The following is a 17,593-nucleotide window of genomic DNA, read 5'->3' as shown; positions in this document are numbered from 1 at the left end:
ATATAATGGATGGTTGTAAGGGGTGATAGGTATGAATGAATTGGGAGAATTTTTAAAAAACGAGCGGCTTAAAAAGGGAATGACACTGGAGGAAATCCAGGAGATTACAAAGATCCGTACAAGGTATTTGAAGGCTATTGAAGAAGGCGATTTCAGTGTCATGCCTGCTTCTGTATATGCAAAAGGATTTGTAAAAAGTTACGCTGAAGCTTTAGGCCTTAATGGGAATGAAGTGGTTAAAAAATATGAATATTTGTTTCGTGAAAAAGAAAAGGAAGAAATTGCAGTCACCTCCACTCAGTCTTACATGAAAGAAAGGAGAGATTTTTCACAGTTTTTTTTAATATTAAAAAGAGCGATAATCTTAGTTTTAATAGTAGGGATTATAGGTTATGGCTTTTATTATGTTGTGAATCAAGTTAAAAAAGGAATTGCACCATTGCCACAACAAAAGCAATCAGAAGTTTCGACAGCTCCTGACGAAAAAACTTCTTTACCACAACAAGAGACTGCTACTCAGCAAGAGGTAAAAACAACTGTAGAAAAAGTATCTGTGACATCAAAAAAGATAGAGTATAAAGTTCTTCCGGCTTCACAAAGTTATAAAGTTGACATAAGTGTTCCCGGGCAAAAGTGCTGGTTTAGTGTAAAAGTAGATGGTTTGGTTGTTTATGAGGGACTGATGACGAATGGAATGTCCAAGACCTTTGATGTCAAAAATAGTATAGATATCTTGATGGGGTATCCTCCAGATGTTAAAATAACAGTAGACGGTGTGGAACTGCCGCGGGTAGATGTTGCGGCACCTGTTACAATAATTTTACACACATAGGAAGGGGAAAGAAATGATAAAAGAGGCGATATTTCATAAAAGCGATATACCTTACGCATATCCTTTAGATAAAAATCAACTTCGTGTAGTGTTGAGGACTGCTGTATTTGATGTAGACAGGGTATATATTTTGTACAAAGACAGATACGATTGGCTGGGAAAGTTCAAAATAAAGCCAATGGTTTTGACTCATACAAATGAACTGTTTGATTACTTTGAAACCACTTTGGAGCTGAATAAAAAGTTTGTATATTTCTTTTATCTGGTATCAGAAGATGGTGAAAAAGTATATTATACCGAAGCAGGTTTTTACAAAAAAAGGCCTAAAAATGGTTTTTGGGGATTTTTCCAATATCCTTACATACGGGAAAAAGACATTTTTTTTGCACCAGAATGGTCAAGCGATTGCATAGTGTATCAAATATTTCCGGAAAGGTTTAACAATGGGGACAAAGCAAATGACCCTGAAAATGTAAGGTCATGGGGAGAAAGGCCAACACCTGATACATTTTTTGGTGGAGACCTGCAAGGGATAATAGATAAAATAGACTACTTAAAATATTTAGGAATAAATACTATTTATCTGACTCCTATATTCTTATCACCTTCTACTCACAAATACGATACTACGGATTATTACACAATTGACCCGCATTTTGGAGATACACAAAAAGCGAGAGAGCTGGTTAAAAAGTGTCATGATAATGGAATAAGAGTGATATTTGACGCAGTTTTTAATCACTGCGGATATGATTTTTTTGCTTTTCAGGACGTCATTAAAAACGGGGAAAAATCAAAATATTGGGACTGGTTTAACATATATGAATGGCCAATAAAGACGCATCCTAAGCCTTCCTATGAGGTTTTTGCGGATACTGCTTGGAGAATGCCAAAGCTTATGACAAAAAACCCAGAAGTGCAAAAGTATTTGTTAGAAGTAGCTGAATATTGGATTAAAGAAGTAGACATAGACGGTTGGAGATTAGATGTTGCAAATGAAATAGACCATCATTTTTGGAGAAAGTTTAGAGAAGTTGTAAAAAGGGCAAAGCCAGATGCGATAATTGTGGGAGAGGTAATGCACGATGCGTCTCCGTGGCTTAGAGGGGACCAGTTTGACAGTGTCATGAACTATCCTTTTAGAAATGCAGTTGTAGACTTTTTTGCAAAAAGGAAAATTAGCGCTTCAAGGTTTAACACTATGATCACAGAACAGCTTATGAGGCATATGGAAAGTGTAAATAGGATTATGTTTAATTTGATAGGAAGTCATGATACAGAGAGATTTTTAACTTTGTGCAATGGCATGGTTGCTAGAATGAAATTAGCATTAGTGTTTCAATTTACTTTTATCGGTGTGCCTTACATTTATTATGGTGATGAAGTAGGGATGGTAGGAGGTTATGACCCTGATTGTAGAGGGTGTATGATTTGGGAAGAAGAAAAACAGAATAAGAGTATTTTTAATTTTTACAAAAAGCTCATTTCTATAAGAAGGGAAAATGAAGAGTTGAGATATGGCAGTTATACGACATTGTATGCCAGTGGAAAAGTCTTTAGTTTTAAAAGAGAATACAATGGCAAATCGATTATTGTAATAATAAATAATAGTAGCAGAGAAGAGGTAATATTTTTAGAAGGAGTGAGTGAAAAAGAAGATATTTTAGGAATGGGCAAGTTGAAGAGAAGTGGCAATATGTTGTATTTGGAACCAAACTGTGGGTATATTTTGAAGTAACCAATGCCAAGATGCATGAATAATATATATGTAGAATATTAAAGGGGAATAAAAGTTCCCCTCTATTTTTTAAAAAATAGGATTCGGGGTGATGTTATGAAAAATACATCACGGTACGGAAGGGATTATCAATATTATAAGGATTATGAAAAATTATACGGCAGCTATGATGTCATGAAACTTGTAACTTTAAAAAAGTTGGTAGAAGCCAGTGAGTATGAAGAATGGAAAGACTACAAGGAATTTAAAGAATGGTGCAATTCTGAGGAGAGGCATAATTGGAAAAATTCCCCGGAGTACATTGAATGGGAATTAAAAAGATTGTTGTAATTATTAAAAACCCCTTTGATTTGTTTATTTTTTAAAGGGTTTTTTTTGAAAGAATGTAGTATAATAAAAATAAGCCTGTTGAGGTGATGTTTTATGTCTTTTTCATCGGCTACAAAAGACGAACTGGCAAGGATTTATCCGGAGGATGAGGAAAGTAAAATAGCAGAATTAGCAGCTTTAATACGAATGATAGGTACTATTTCTATTTATGGTAATATGAAGATGTCCTTAAGTCTTACAACAGAAAATGCCTCTGTTGCAAGATTGGTTTTTAAATTGATAAAAGACTTGTTTGGCATAACTCCTGAGACAATGGTAAGAAGAAGTAGATATCTTAAAAAAAACCTAAGCTATCTTATTTTTATTCCGAACAGAGAAAACGCAGAAATGATTTTAAATAGAGTTGGTATATTGAATTATGAAAATGGTCATGTAAAATTAAGTTATGGAATAGATAAAAAAATTGTAAAAAGTATCAAAGCTAAAAAAGCCTACTTAAGAGGAGCTTTTTTAGGGGGTGGTTCGATAAGCGATCCTGAAAAAGCTTATCACATGGAATTTATTACTCACAATGTAGAGCATGGGAAGGATTTAAGCAAATTGATAAATTCTTTCCATTTAAATTCAAAGGTTATTGCAAGAAAAAATAATTATGTAGTATACTTAAAAGAAGGAGAACAGATTGTTGATGTTTTGAATATAATAGGTGCTCACAGTTCACTTTTGAATCTTGAAAACATAAGAGTTTACAAAGAAATGAGGAACAATGTAAATCGAATTGTGAATTGTGAAACTGCAAATCTTACAAAAACAATCAATGCTTCTTTAAGACAGGTAGAAAGTATAAACTATATAAAAGATTCGGTAGGGTTGGATTATCTACCCCCAAGTTTAAAAGAAATTGCTGAGCTTCGGATTAATTATCCGGATTTGAGCTTAAAAGAACTGGGACAAATGTTAGTTCCTCCTGTCGGCAAGTCAGGAGTGAATCATAGACTTAGAAAAATTGAAGAAATATCAAAGAAATTGAAAGAGAGGAGAGTTCAATAATGAAAGAAGTTACAATTGAGATTAAAAATAAGACAGGGCTTCATGCAAGACCGGCAGCATTATTTGTACAAACTGCAAGCAAGTTTTCTTCACAAATATGGGTGGAAAAAGACAACAAGAAAGTTAATGCCAAAAGCATTATGGGAATAATGTCTCTTGGTGTTTCGCAAGGCAATGTTGTTAAGTTGAGTGCCGATGGAGACGATGAAGAGGCTGCTATAAAAGCATTAGTAGACCTCATTGAATCAAAATTCGGTGAGGAATAAACAAAAAAGGTTTCTTTTTAAGAAACCTTTTTTGTATAAAGGATGATAGTTATGACAAAAAATGAAATTGTATTAGAGTATATTAAAAATTTACCAGAAGGAACAAAAATTTCTGTAAGAGGACTTGCACAAACTCTTCATATCAGTGAAGGAACAGCGTACAAAGCAATAAAAGATGCGGAAAATTTGATGCTTGTGACTACGATTCCAAGGGTAGGAACTATAAGGAGGAAACAAAAAGATAGATATTTTGACCGTCTTACATACGAAGTTGTTACAAATGTGGTGGAAGGGGTAGTTTTAGGTGGTCATGGTGGCATGGACATGGAACTTCACAAATTTTTAATCGGTGCTATGACCATTGATGAGATGGTAAAGTACATAACGCCAGGAGACCTTGTGATTTTGGGAAATAGAGAAGATGCTCAAGAGGCTGCTTTAAAAGCAGGAGCTGCTGTAATGATTACAGGAGGGTTTGATACTCTACCCCACATAAAAGAATTGGCGGATAAGCTTTCTTTGCCTCTCATTTCTACATCGTACGATACTTTTACGGTCGCGACTCTTATAAATAAAGCTATTAATGAAAGCATGACACGCAAAAAAATTCTTTATGTAAGCGATGTGATGACATATAATCCGGTTTATATGACGACACAGCAAACTGTAAGAGATTGGAAAAGATTATACGCTGAAACTAAGCATACAAGGTATCCTGTTGTGGATTCTAAAGGAATATTAGTGGGTATGGTTACTTCAAGGGATGTTGCGACAGCTTCAGATGAAGACAAAATTGGCAGTATAATGACACAAAATCCTGTTTTTGTTACTGATACTACTACTCTTTCCTACGCTGCTCATCTAATGATATGGTGGAACGTAGAAATTTTGCCAGTGACGAGAGGAAAAGAGTTAATAGGGCTTGTAAGCAGAGAAGATGTCATTAAGGCTTTACATTATATGTCTAAGCAGCCCCAAATTAGTGAAGCCATTCAAGATACTATATTTAAAGATTTTGATATGGAAAGGATAGAGAATGGGGTTAAGTTTAAAGGGAAGATTCCTTCTAACATGATAAACCAATTTGGAACGGTGAGCAGTAGCGCTTTAATGATGTTGATGTGCGAGTCTGGCATTTTTGCCATAACGCGAAATAAACGGTACGATGCTGTAGTGGATAATTTTTCTGTATACTTTATAAAGCCTATACATCCTGAGCAAGTGATTGAGGTCTTTGCAAAAGTGATAGAAGTGAGCAACAATTTTAGTAAATTGGATATACAGATTATTCACGACAAGGAAGAGATTGCAAAGGCATTGATGTCTCTGAGGTTGTTAAAAAGAATAAAGATGACTTAGGTGATAGATTATGTTTGTGCATTTACACATCCACTCTGAATACAGTTTATTAGACGGTTCTTGTAGAATCAAGGATTTGATAGCTAAGACAAAAGAATTAAACATGAAAGCCATAGCGATTACCGACCATGGTGTTATGTATGGAGCCATAGATTTTTACAAGGAAGCTGTGTCCCAAGGTATAAAGCCAATAATAGGCTGTGAAATTTATGTTGCTCCAAGAAGCATGTATGATAGAGAATACGGCATAGACAATGAAAATTATCATTTAGTTTTGTTGGCAAAAGATATGACAGGATATGAAAATCTGATGAAAATAGTTTCTGTAGCCTCAATCGAGGGATTTTATTATAAACCAAGAGTAGATAAACAGTTTTTAAAAGACCACAGTGAGGGCCTCATTGCGTTAAGTGCTTGCCTTGCCGGAGAAGTGCCTTCTCATATTTTAAGAGGTGAGTATGAAAAAGCGAAAGAGGCAGCACTTTTTTACGACTCTATTTTTGGACGAGGGAATTTTTATTTAGAACTGCAGGACCATGGAATTTTAGAGCAGCAAAAGGTAAATAAAGAGCTTATAAGACTATCCAAAGAGACAGGAATACCTTTAGTTGCTACTAATGATGTACACTATCTTGAAAAAAAAGACGCAAAAGCTCATGAAGTGCTTTTGTGCATTCAAACAGGGAAGACAATTGATGATGAAGATCGCATGTCTTTTCCAACTGATGAATTTTATTTAAAATCTCCAGAAGAGATGGAGAATCTTTTTTCTTGTTGTAAAGAGGCCATTGAAAATACTGAGAAGATTGCAGACATGTGCAATGTAGAATTTGAGTTTAATAAGACGAAATTGCCCAAATACGATTTGCCAGAAGGCGTTGATTCTTATGAATATTTAAGAAATTTGTGTTTTGAAGGTTTGAAAAGACGTTACAAAAATCCCAGTGAAGAAGCAATTGAAAGGTTAAATTATGAGCTTTCTGTAATAAACCAGATGGGATATGTGGATTATTTCCTCATAGTGTGGGACTTTATAAAGTTTGCAAAAGACAACGGGATTATGACGGGACCAGGAAGAGGTTCTGCAGCAGGAAGTCTTGTGGCTTATTGTTTAGGCATAACAAATGTGGACCCCTTAAAGTACAATTTGCTTTTTGAAAGGTTTTTAAATCCGGAAAGGGTTAGTATGCCTGATATTGATTCTGATTTTTGCTATGAGAGAAGGCAAGAAGTAATTGACTATGTTGTGAGAAAATATGGCAAAGATAACGTTGCCCAGATTATAACCTTTGGTACAATGGCAGCAAGAGCAGTTATAAGGGATGTTGGAAGGGCTTTAAATTATCCTTATGCTGAAGTAGATGCCATTGCAAAAATGATTCCTTTTGAATTAGGTATGACTATTAACAAGGCTTTGTCTTTAAACCCAGAACTTAGAGCCCTTTACGAAAAAGATGAAAGGGTTAAACAGCTTATTGATATATCTAAATCTTTAGAAGGACTTCCAAGACATGCTTCTACTCATGCGGCAGGTGTTGTGATATCTAAAGAACCTCTTGTTAAATATGTTCCTCTTCAAAAAAATGAAGATTCTATAGTGACACAGTTTCCTATGTCAGTTCTTGAGGAATTAGGACTTTTAAAAATGGATTTTTTAGGCTTAAGGACGTTGACAGTGATAAGAGATACCATTGAAATGGTCAAAAAAAATAAAGGCGTAACCATAGACCTTGATTCTATGGAATACGATGACCCTGAGGTTTACGAACTTATAGGAAGAGGGGAGACAGAAGGAGTCTTCCAGTTAGAGTCTTCAGGAATGAAACAATTTATGACAGAGTTAAAGCCTAAAAATCTTGAGGATATAATAGCAGGAATTTCTCTCTATCGTCCTGGGCCCATGGACCAAATACCGAGATATCTTGCTAACAGAAACCATCCCGAAAATATAGTTTACGACCACCCACTTCTCAAACCAATTTTAGATGTGACTTATGGATGTATGGTATATCAAGAGCAGGTAATGCAAATAGTTAGAGACCTTGCAGGTTACTCGCTTGGCAGGTCAGACCTTGTAAGGCGTGCTATGGCAAAGAAAAAAATGAATGTAATGGAAGAAGAGCGGAAGAATTTTATCTATGGCATTGTAGATGAAAATGGCAATGTCATAGTACCGGGAGCTTTGAGAAAAGGATTAGATGAACAGACTGCTAATAAACTCTTTGACGAAATGATGGAATTTGCAAACTACGCTTTTAATAAATCTCATGCTGCTGCCTATGCAGTTATAGCATATCAAACTGCTTATTTAAAAAGATATTATCCAGTGGAATTTATGGCAGCTCTTTTGAACAGTTTTGTTGATAATTTAGATAAAGTTGCATTTTATGTACAAGTATGCAAAAAAATGGGCATAGAGGTATTACCACCTGATATAAATGAAAGCTATTCTTATTTCACTGTAGTAGATGATAAGATAAGGTTTGGGCTTAGTGCAGTGAAAAACGTAGGATTAAATATGACACTGGAAATAGTGAATGAAAGAGAAAAAAATGGCAAATTTAAGTCTGTCATTGACTTTTTTGAAAGAATGCAGGACAGCCAATTAAATAAAAAAGCGATTGAAAGTTTGATAAAAGCAGGAGCATTTAGTTCTTTCGGTGTTTACAGGTCACAGCTTCTTTCGGTGTATGAGAGATTAATGGAAGATATTCGCAAAAACAAAGATAACAATCTGAGCGGTCAAATTTCTTTATTTGAGGTTGAACAACAAGGACACGTTGTAAATTTTAATCTCCCGGATATAGAGGAATTTCCTAAAAATAAGTTACTTTCAATGGAAAAAGAAACATTGGGGCTTTATATAAGTGGGCATCCTTTAGAAGAATATATAGAAGATATTCCAAAAATAACTAACCTTACCACGCTTGATTTTAAATTTACTGAAGAAGAAATTACCGAAAAGAAGATTCAGGACAATCAGGAAGTGGTGATTGTAGGAGTTGTAGCAAGTAAAAAAGTCACGTTTACTAAAAACAATAATGTCATGGCTTTTGTGACAATTGAAGACTTGTACGGGACTATTGAAGTGATAGTTTTTCCAACCGTCTATGAAAAATATGCAAGTATATTAAAAGAGGATACTCCTGTTGTTATAAAAGGAAAAGTAAGTTTTAAGGAAGAGGAAGACCCTAAAATATTGTGTGATGAAATAAAACTGCTTACTCAAGTGATAACTAAAAAACTTTATTTAAATTTAGAGGATTCTACAAAGATTGAAGTTGTTAAGCAAATATTAAAAAACAATCAAGGCAATATGCCTGTACTGCTTAGATTGAACAATCAAAAATTGTTTGCAGCCAACAGAGACCTGTGGGTGAACGGAAGTAATGAATTGTTTAAACAGTTATATGCTGTTTTAGGAAAAGAGAATGTCAAAGTAATATGATAAAAATGTTCTGTCGAAAGGGCAGATTACAAATTTTTATGTTGATAAGAGGATAAAAATAGATTAAAATATGATTTAGAAATACTAAGGAGGCCATTTTATGTGGACGGTCGTATATATGGCACATGACATGCAGACAGCAGAAAAAGTCAAAGATGTTTTAACAAAAGAGGGCTTTTTGGTAAAATTACGTCCACTTAATAAAAAGATAGATAAAAAAAGATCTTACTGTGAGGTTTTAGTACCAAGGGCGGAAGCGCCGGATGCTCAAAGCATTATTATTGAATACGGATTATGATTTTTTTTGCCCCAAAAGGGCGTTTTAACAAAAACGGGACTAGTAAAGTCCATGCGGGTTAAAATGAGGAGGTAAAGTATGAAAACAATTGGGATACTTACAAGTGGTGGAGATGCACCAGGGATGAACGCAGCCATAAGGGCTGTGGTAAGAACAGGAATTTATTATGGGCTTAAAGTAAAGGGAATCATGAGAGGATTTGCAGGTTTAGTAGAGGATGAAGTTATTGACCTAAACCTTTCTTCTGTAGGAGATATATTGCAAAAAGGCGGTACTATTTTGAGGACTGCCAGATGTGAAGAATTCAAGAAAAAAGAAGTGCGAAAAAAAGCTTATGAAACTCTTCAAAAACACGGAATAGAAGGTTTAGTAGTTATTGGAGGAGATGGGTCTTTCAGAGGAGCCCAACTTTTGAGTGAAGAGTGGAATGTAAATACTATTGGAATTCCTGGAACAATTGATAATGACATTCCTTGTACTGATTATACAATAGGTTTTGATACAGCGTGTAATACGGTTATTGATGCAATAAATAAAATAAGAGATACAGCTACTTCTCATGAAAGAGCAAATATAATAGAAGTGATGGGAAGAAATGCGGGTTACATTGCTTTGTATGCTGGTGTAGCAGGAGGAGCAGAAATGATTATACTCCCTGAGGTGGAGTGGAGCATTGATGAACTTTGCGATAAAATTACTTATGGGATAAAAAGAGGTAAACTTCATCATATAATTGTCCTTGCAGAAGGAGTTATGAGTGCTCCAGAACTTGCAAAAATGATTAAGGAGAGGTTACCTAAATTGGATTTAAGGTATACTATTTTGGGACACATTCAAAGAGGTGGAGCTCCGACAGTGATGGACAGAGTGCTGGCAAGCCAAATGGGAGCAAGAGCTGTAGAATTACTTTTGGAAAACAAGACAAAAAGGATAATAAGCATACGAAATAATCAAATTGTGGATGATGATATAGACGAAGCTCTCTCTATGAAGAAAGAGTTTAACAGAAAATTGTATGAATTGAGCAAAATTTTGTCTATATAAAAATGATTAGGGAGTGAAGATATGCGAAGAACAAAAATCGTCTGTACGATAGGACCTGCCAGTGAAGACTATAACATATTAAGAAAATTAATTGAAAAAGGTTTAAATGTCGCCCGTTTAAACTTTTCACACGGAGATTTTGAAGAGCATGGAGCAAGAATTGACAACATTAAAAAGATAAGAGAAGAGTTAAAGCTGCCTGTTGCTATTTTATTAGATACAAAAGGTCCAGAGATAAGAACAGGGAAATTTAAAAATGGTGGAGTGGAATTAAAAGAAGGACAAACCTTCATTATTACGACAAGAGAGGTATTAGGAGACGAAACCATATGCAGTGTATCATATAAGGGATTACCTCAAGATGTAGAAAGAGGTAGTCGCATTCTTATTGATGATGGATTAATTTCTTTAAAGGTCACAGATATTAAAGGGGAAGATATTATTTGTGTTGTAGAAAATTCTGGACCTGTAAAAGACCACAAGGGAGTAAATGTTCCGGGTGTAAAACTTAATCTTCCACCTTTAACTCAAAAAGACGTAGAGGATATCGAATTTGGAATAAAAAAAGGCATTGATATGATTGCAGCGTCTTTTGTTAGAAAAGCTTCAGATGTTTTGGCGATAAGGAGGCTTTTAGAAGAGAATAAAGCAGACCATATTTTGATTATTGCAAAAATAGAAAACCGTGAAGGTGTAGAAAATATAGATGAAATTATAAAAGTTTCAGATGGCATAATGGTGGCTCGTGGAGATTTAGGTGTTGAAATTCCTCTTGAAGAAATACCGATCGTTCAGAAAATGATTATAGAAAAATGCAATAAAGCAGGAAAACCAGTGATTACTGCAACTCAAATGTTGGATTCTATGATGAGAAACCCAAGGCCTACAAGGGCAGAAGTGACAGATGTAGCAAACGCTATACTTGATGGCACAGATGCTATAATGTTGTCAGGAGAGACAGCACAAGGGAAATATCCTATAGAAGCTTTTGAAACAATGGCAAAAATTGCAGAAAAAACAGAAGCATACGTTGGGTATAGAGACGTCGTAGAAAGAAATATAGATGCAAACATCTCTATTACAAATGCTATTAGTCATGCTACTTGTACTACAGCACGAGAGATAGGGGCAGCTGCTATAATAACTTGTACTACGTCAGGCTATACAGCGAGAATGGTATCAAGGTACAGACCTGCTGCTCCGATAATTGCTACTACTCCCAGTGAAATTGTTGCAAGAAAACTTTCTATAGTTTGGGGAGTATATCCATTAGTGACAGAAGAAGTGTCAACTACAGATGAGATGATAGATGTGGCTGTTCAAAGTGCTTTAAAAGCAGGTCTTATAAGAAACGGTGATATTGTTGTAATTTCAGCAGGTATTCCTGTTGCCATGACGGGTACCACAAATATGCTCAAAGTACATATAGTAGGGGATGTTCTTTTAAGAGGCATAGGAATAGGGTCTAAATCTAAAACAGGAGTCGTATGTGTAATTAACGACGGCAACAAAGATAAAGACAAATTCAGAGAAGGAGACATAATAGTGACTACAAAAACAGAGAGAGACTTTATGCCTCTTATAGAAAAAGCCTCTGCTATAATAGCAGAGGAAGGTGGCCTCACATCCCATGCAGCTATCGTAGGGTTGAACTTAGGCATTCCTGTGATTGTGGGGTGTGAAGGGGCAACTTCCAAACTAAAAGATGGTATGACTGTGACAGTTGATACTGTTAGGGGATTTGTGTATAAAGGAATTGTAAATATAAAGTAAAGACAAGAGTTTTTCTTGTCTTTGTTTTTAGAGGTGATTTATGTGTATGTATGGGATGCTGAAATAAGGGTCCGCTATGGAGAGACTGACAAAATGGGCATAGTTTACTATGCCAATTATTTCAACTGGTTTGAAATTGGAAGGACTGAATTTTTTCGCTCTTTAGGAATGTCTTACAGAAGCTTAGAAGAAAAAAATGTGATGTTGCCTGTAATTGATGCACAGTGTAAGTATTTTTCTTCGGCTTTATACGATGATCTTATAATAATACGAACCAGATTGGAATTTGTAAAAGGGACTCGCCTTAAATTTTTATATGATGTAATAAGAAAAGAGGATAATAAGCTTTTAGCGCAGGGTTATACAGAGCATCCTTTTACAAATCTTGAGAAAAAGCCTATTAACTTAAAGAAAGTGATGCCAGAAGTTTATGATATACTTATGAAATGTTGTAATTAAAATAAAATTTTAGAAAAATGGTATAAAATACTATATAGATGGCATAATAAATAATAGGGTAACCGATTTTTTTATAAACTTTTTTAAGTGTATTTTTTTTGTTTAAAATTATAACAAACGTTTGCACAATACTATCATTTGCGATAAAATAATAGTATAACGGTACAAGCGCCACAGGCACCAGGTAAAGAAGATGCTTGGGCGTCTGCGCAAAAGCAGGGCATTGGAACTGCAAATAATGATGTTTCAAAAATGACAGGGGGAAACCCCTATATTTTTTTGCTATATAACGGTATAATAATTATGGGAAAAAGGAGGCGTTTGAATTGCACGACATAAAAGTAGGAGAAAAATACGAGGTATATATTGACAATATGGCACATGAAGGGCAAGGAGTTGGAAGAATTGAAGGAGTTGCTGTATTTGTAGAAAAAGCCTTAACAGGAGAGAAAGTCATTGTCGAAATAGATAAAGTTTCTAAAAATTATGTTATAGGTCATGTAGTAGAAATATTAGAAAAGTCTCATGATAGAGTAGAGCTTTTATGTCCTTATGCAGATAAGTGCGGTGGCTGTTCTTTACAGCATTTAAGCTACGAAGGGCAGTTAAAATATAAAACACAAAAAGTCAAAGACAATTTAGAGAGAATAGGCAAAGTGTATACTAAAGTCCACGATACCATAGGGATGGAAAAGCCTCAGCGGTATAGAAATAAAGCACAATTTCCAGTTGGAATGGTTGAAGGGAAAGCTGTGACAGGTTTTTACGCTCCTCGTTCTCATAACATTGTGCCTGTGGAAAGTTGTATGATACAGCATGAGATTAGTGATGAGATTGCCAGGATTGTAAGGAATTGGATTAGAAAATACAACATATCTGTATATGACGAAAAAACAGGAAAAGGTCTGATAAGGCATATTGTCACAAGAGTTGCTTTTAAAACTGGGGAAGTTATGGCTGTTATTGTGATTAGTGGAAAGGACATACCATATAAAAAACAACTAATTGATGTTTTAAAAGAAGAGATAAAGGGGCTTAAAAGTGTAGTAGTAAATATTAATACCAAAAAAACTAATGTGATTATGGGGGAGGAAAATATAACTATTTACGGAAGCGATAACATTATTGACTATATAAAAGACATAAAATTTGAAATATCCCCTTTGTCATTTTTTCAGGTAAATCCTGTTCAAACAGAAGTCTTATACGGAAAAGCCCTTGAATATGCTGATTTAAAAGGTGAGGAGACTGTAATAGATGTGTATTGTGGTATAGGGACTATATCTTTGTTTGCAGCACAAAAGGCAGGCTTTGTCTATGGTATTGAGGCTGTCCACCAGGCAGTGGAAGACGCAAAGAGAAATGCTTACATAAATGGCATTAAAAACGTGGAATTTATTTCAGGGGATGCGGAAAAAGTAATGCCTGAGTTGGCTGATAAAGGAGTCAAAGCAGATGTAGTTATAATGGATCCTCCAAGAAAAGGATGCGACGCACCTGTTTTAGAAGCGATTATAAAAATAAATCCGAAAAAAATTGTATACGTCTCTTGTAATCCTTCCACATTAGCACGAGATTTAAGATATCTTGAAGACAATGGATACAAAACGATAGAAGTTCAGCCTGTTGATATGTTCCCTTATACGTATCATGTGGAGTGTGTAGTATTGATGTTAAAAAATAGTCTTACTTCGAATTACATCCAATGTATTAAATAGTAATGGATTGATAGAAGTTAAGAAATTGGATAAGGATACTGAAGAATTATCTTTTTAGAAAGGAATGGTGAGGGAGTATAAATGAACATATATAATTTTGAGGACTATATCAACGAAACGATTTTAGATAGAGGCTACGACTACTATATTGGAGGAAATATAATAGAAACTTATAATCAAGGAGACAATGAATATATTTTTAAAGTTCAAGGCAGCGATGACTACGAGGTTATAGTAAAATTAGATGACAATGGGGAAATTCTTTATTCAGAATGTGATTGCCCTTATGATTTTGGCCCTATATGCAAACATCAAGTGGCGGCTTTTTATAAACTACTTGAAATTTTCAATAATCAAGATTCAGGCTCAAATGTACAAAAAGGAGTTTCAAAGCAGAAAGATATAAAAGAAGTCTTAAACAATCTTTCTAAAGAAGAGCTAATAAAAATTATAGTAGATATAACAGAAGAAGATGAAACCTTGAAAAATAGACTTATTGTTAGATATTCAAGAGGTGACAGTAAACAGGAACTTATAAGGTGCAAAACCCTTATAGATTCTATTGTTAGAAAATATACAGACAGAGATGGCTTTATTTCATACAGAGAAACTTATGATTTTGTGAGTGAAATGGGAGATTTATTGGAGAAAGCTAGAGATACTGAAGATATTCTATTAGCCTTAGATATTGCTTTTTTAGTGCTTGAGGAGGCAGTTGGAGCTTTTCAATATGCAGATGATTCTGATGGAAACATAGGTTTTTTAGTATCAGAAACCATGGAAGTTATAGGAGACATAGTTGCTGGCAGTAGGGATTTAGATATAGATTTAAGAGAAAAGATATTTAATAAATTATTAGAACAAAGCGAAAACAAGATTTTTGATGGTTGGGAAAGCTATAGGATTGATATACTTTGGCTTTGTACCGAATTTGCTGACATAGAGGAACTGAGAAATAAACTGAAGATGAGAATAGAATACTTATTAGATAAGGATCCTGACAATAGCTATAAAAAATATATTGATGAAAAAATGCTTGAAATTCTTTATGTGCTAAAAGAGAAATATGGTACTAAAGAAGAAGCGGAACAATTTATAAAAGAGCATCTTGAATTTACATCTTTCAAAGAATTGTTTATTCAAAAGTATTTTAAAGAAAAGGACTACAAAAAAGTTATAGAATTAGCTTTAGAATGGGAAGAACAGGACAAACAATATGCTGGTTTAGTATCAAAGTGGAAAAAGATAAGATATGAAGCCTATAAAAAGCTTTCATTAAAAGAAGAACAGAAAAAATTAGCAAAGGAGCTTTTGTTTGACGGAAATTTTGAATACTATCGGGAACTAAAGGGATTAATTACTGGTGATAAGACGGAGTTTTATAACGATTTAAAACAAGAACTAAAAAATTATAAGGGATGGCATGGAAGAGATATTTATCTTAAGGTCATATTAGAAGAAAATGATTTAGATGAGCTTATGAAGTTTGTAAAAGAAAACCCAACAAGAATAGAAGAATATGCAGATAAGTTGAAAGATAAGTTTAAGGATGAAGTTATTGAGGTGTATAAAAAATATATAAAACTGGCTGCAAGCTCTTCATCAAAAAGAAGTGACTATCAAAAAGTATGTGAAATACTTAAAAGATATAAAAAAATAGCTGGCGAGAAAAGCCAAAAAGAAATAAAAAATGAGTTGATGAGCTTATATAAAAAGAGACCGGCATTTATTGATGAACTGAGCAAAATTAAATAAGACAAAGGCAAGACAAGAAAACGCTCTATTTTCTCGATATTTTTGCTATGATAAGCCATTTTTTGGAAGGCAGTAACAAGAATGAGAGAGAAGGGATACGTTAAAATAGAAAATTACGTTTTGTTTGTGAATTAAAAGATAGAAACCGTGGAATGATACTTCTTTTAATTAAAAAGATCAAAAATACGAAAAATGCCAGGTTTATACCACTATTAAAAGAATGGAAAACAATAGAATATAAAAAGGTTCAAGCAGAGCTTCAAAAAGCAATTGATTATTTAATGAAAGAAGGTAGGATTTAATGACAAACGAAACGTCCCTTAGTTATACAGAACTTTAAAAGTATTATTTTATACCTATATTGGAGGTGTTATTGCATAATGAAGAGTTTTTTTAAGATATTCTTAATTTTATCATTGATTATATTAACTTTTTGTGGATGTGAAAATATTAACAAGTATCAGAAGGATATATATGATGATGATTCAAAAATAGTAAATGTAGGAGATAGCTATAGCTTTTCAAAAAGGATCGAAAATAACATAAATAACAATTTAAAAATAAAATATAACGGCTTTTATGGAATGGAAACAATTTGGGATATCAAGTCAGAGGGCAATGGTGCAGTTATAATTAGATTTGATTCGCAGGTGGATAGAGGAAAATTTAAATTGGTTTTTATTACACCTGATAATGAAGTAATAAAAGTATTTGAACAAAGTGAAAAAGGAGAAAAAATTATAGAAACTAAAAAAGGTAAAAGCAGAATAAAAATTGTAGGTAATAATGCAAAAGGCCAGGTTGAAATAAATGTAGAAACTAAGGGAGATGCCTTATTAAGAAAATCAAATCAATAAAATTTTGCGTTAATTTTTATATATTATAAATAGTATTAATGATGTAATTTCTATCCCTGTCTTTAATAGTAATAATTACTATGCTTCTCTTTATAATCAAGACACACATCTTCGTTTTTTTCATTCATATATTTTTCAAATTCTTTCTTTGCTATTTGTTTTTCTCCTCCAAATAGCCCCAATATAAATTCTGTGTCGATAATTTTTTGCTTTTGTATATATTCATTATTTTGGAGGAATGATTAGAATACCCTTCTAGATATTTATATATTAGTGCTTTTGATGAATTTTTTAAATATTAAGTTAGGAGGAATTGTTAAAGATTTTATTTATCAGCTCTCTATACCTAACAGTTTTCTTGTTTTATTTACAATAGGTTACTTTTTAGATTTTAACTTAAATAAAGATGAGTTAAAAGCTTTGGGCATAGGTATGTTTGTAAAATTTTTGCCTGGTATCATTTTATTTTTATTGTTGGCATTTTTATTTGATACAAGCCAATTGATTGTAAAAATTATTGCAATTGGTTCTATACTCCCAACTCCAATGGTGGCTGTAGTATATTCTAATGAAAGAAGACTTAATCCCAACCTGGCTTCTGTTTTTATAACGATGTCAATAATTATTGGAGTTGTTTTAATGAGTATTGTTATGCTAAAATGGTAA

The 17,593-nt window shown here is 33.8% G+C and carries 17 protein-coding genes; all 17 read left to right on the top strand.

Going from position 1 to position 17,593, the window contains the following annotated elements:
• Positions 1 to 31: 31 nt before the first annotated feature.
• The 17 genes from TKV_RS08265 (at position 32) to TKV_RS08190 (ending at position 17,593) form a co-directional block, all read left to right on the top strand.
• Positions 32 to 832, top strand: a complete 801-nt coding sequence (locus tag TKV_RS08265; protein ID WP_049685532.1) for a helix-turn-helix domain-containing protein — start codon at positions 32 to 34, stop codon at positions 830 to 832.
• A gap of 13 nt (positions 833 to 845) precedes the next feature.
• Complete coding sequence (locus TKV_RS08260) at positions 846 to 2,570, top strand: glycoside hydrolase family 13 protein (protein WP_049685531.1); 1,725 nt, start codon at positions 846 to 848, stop codon at positions 2,568 to 2,570.
• A 96-nt stretch (positions 2,571 to 2,666) separates the two neighbouring features.
• The gene (locus TKV_RS08255; protein WP_049685530.1) at positions 2,667 to 2,900 is read left to right on the top strand and encodes a hypothetical protein; all 234 of its coding nucleotides are present in this window, start codon (positions 2,667 to 2,669) and stop codon (positions 2,898 to 2,900) included.
• Positions 2,901 to 2,993: 93 nt separating this feature from the next.
• Complete coding sequence (gene whiA, locus TKV_RS08250; protein ID WP_049685529.1) at positions 2,994 to 3,950, top strand: DNA-binding protein WhiA; 957 nt, start codon at positions 2,994 to 2,996, stop codon at positions 3,948 to 3,950.
• Positions 3,950 to 4,216 carry an HPr family phosphocarrier protein gene (locus TKV_RS08245; protein WP_049685528.1) on the top strand — a complete coding sequence of 89 codons (267 nt, stop codon included), beginning with the start codon at positions 3,950 to 3,952 and terminating at the stop codon, positions 4,214 to 4,216. Before whiA ends, TKV_RS08245 begins: the two co-directional genes overlap by 1 nt.
• Positions 4,217 to 4,267: 51 nt before the next feature.
• A complete protein-coding gene (locus TKV_RS08240; RefSeq protein ID WP_049685527.1) occupies positions 4,268 to 5,575 on the top strand; it encodes a DRTGG domain-containing protein in 1,308 nt (435 codons plus the stop codon).
• Between the two features lie 10 nt (positions 5,576 to 5,585).
• On the top strand, positions 5,586 to 9,023 hold the full coding sequence (locus tag TKV_RS08235; protein WP_049685526.1) for a DNA polymerase III subunit alpha: 3,438 nt from the start codon (positions 5,586 to 5,588) through the stop codon (positions 9,021 to 9,023).
• Positions 9,024 to 9,123: 100 nt separating this feature from the next.
• On the top strand, positions 9,124 to 9,321 hold the full coding sequence (locus TKV_RS08230) for a hypothetical protein (protein WP_049685525.1): 198 nt from the start codon (positions 9,124 to 9,126) through the stop codon (positions 9,319 to 9,321).
• Between the two features lie 78 nt (positions 9,322 to 9,399).
• Positions 9,400 to 10,365, top strand: coding sequence for a 6-phosphofructokinase (gene pfkA, locus TKV_RS08225; protein WP_049685524.1), 966 nt, complete (start codon positions 9,400 to 9,402; stop codon positions 10,363 to 10,365).
• 21 nt (positions 10,366 to 10,386) lie between these two features.
• Positions 10,387 to 12,138: a pyruvate kinase gene (gene pyk, locus TKV_RS08220; RefSeq protein ID WP_049685523.1), complete on the top strand. Its 1,752-nt coding sequence runs from the start codon at positions 10,387 to 10,389 to the stop codon at positions 12,136 to 12,138.
• A 42-nt stretch (positions 12,139 to 12,180) separates the two neighbouring features.
• Positions 12,181 to 12,597, top strand: a complete 417-nt coding sequence (locus TKV_RS08215; protein ID WP_049685522.1) for an acyl-CoA thioesterase — start codon at positions 12,181 to 12,183, stop codon at positions 12,595 to 12,597.
• A gap of 156 nt (positions 12,598 to 12,753) precedes the next feature.
• A complete protein-coding gene (locus TKV_RS14185; RefSeq protein WP_148307284.1) occupies positions 12,754 to 12,936 on the top strand; it encodes a hypothetical protein in 183 nt (60 codons plus the stop codon).
• A complete protein-coding gene (rlmD, locus tag TKV_RS08205) occupies positions 12,924 to 14,315 on the top strand; it encodes a 23S rRNA (uracil(1939)-C(5))-methyltransferase RlmD (protein ID WP_049685520.1) in 1,392 nt (463 codons plus the stop codon). The genes TKV_RS14185 and rlmD overlap by 13 nt, the downstream gene beginning before the upstream one ends.
• Before the next feature lie 81 nt (positions 14,316 to 14,396).
• Positions 14,397 to 16,070, top strand: coding sequence for an SWIM zinc finger family protein (locus TKV_RS08200; RefSeq protein ID WP_049685519.1), 1,674 nt, complete (start codon positions 14,397 to 14,399; stop codon positions 16,068 to 16,070).
• Between the two features lie 152 nt (positions 16,071 to 16,222).
• Complete coding sequence (locus TKV_RS12465) at positions 16,223 to 16,372, top strand: hypothetical protein (RefSeq protein ID WP_236617225.1); 150 nt, start codon at positions 16,223 to 16,225, stop codon at positions 16,370 to 16,372.
• Positions 16,373 to 16,450: 78 nt separating this feature from the next.
• Entirely contained in the window at positions 16,451 to 16,927 is a 477-nt protein-coding gene (locus TKV_RS08195; protein ID WP_049685518.1) for a hypothetical protein, read from the top strand.
• 282 nt (positions 16,928 to 17,209) lie between these two features.
• The gene (locus tag TKV_RS08190; RefSeq protein WP_052392250.1) at positions 17,210 to 17,593 is read left to right on the top strand and encodes a hypothetical protein; all 384 of its coding nucleotides are present in this window, start codon (positions 17,210 to 17,212) and stop codon (positions 17,591 to 17,593) included.

It is taken from the genome of Thermoanaerobacter kivui, assembly GCF_000763575.1.
GTDB classification, from domain to species: Bacteria; Bacillota; Thermoanaerobacteria; order Thermoanaerobacterales; family Thermoanaerobacteraceae; genus Thermoanaerobacter; species Thermoanaerobacter kivui.
Note: the sequence above shows the minus strand (reverse complement) of the source record. Positions and strands in the feature narration are given on the sequence as shown.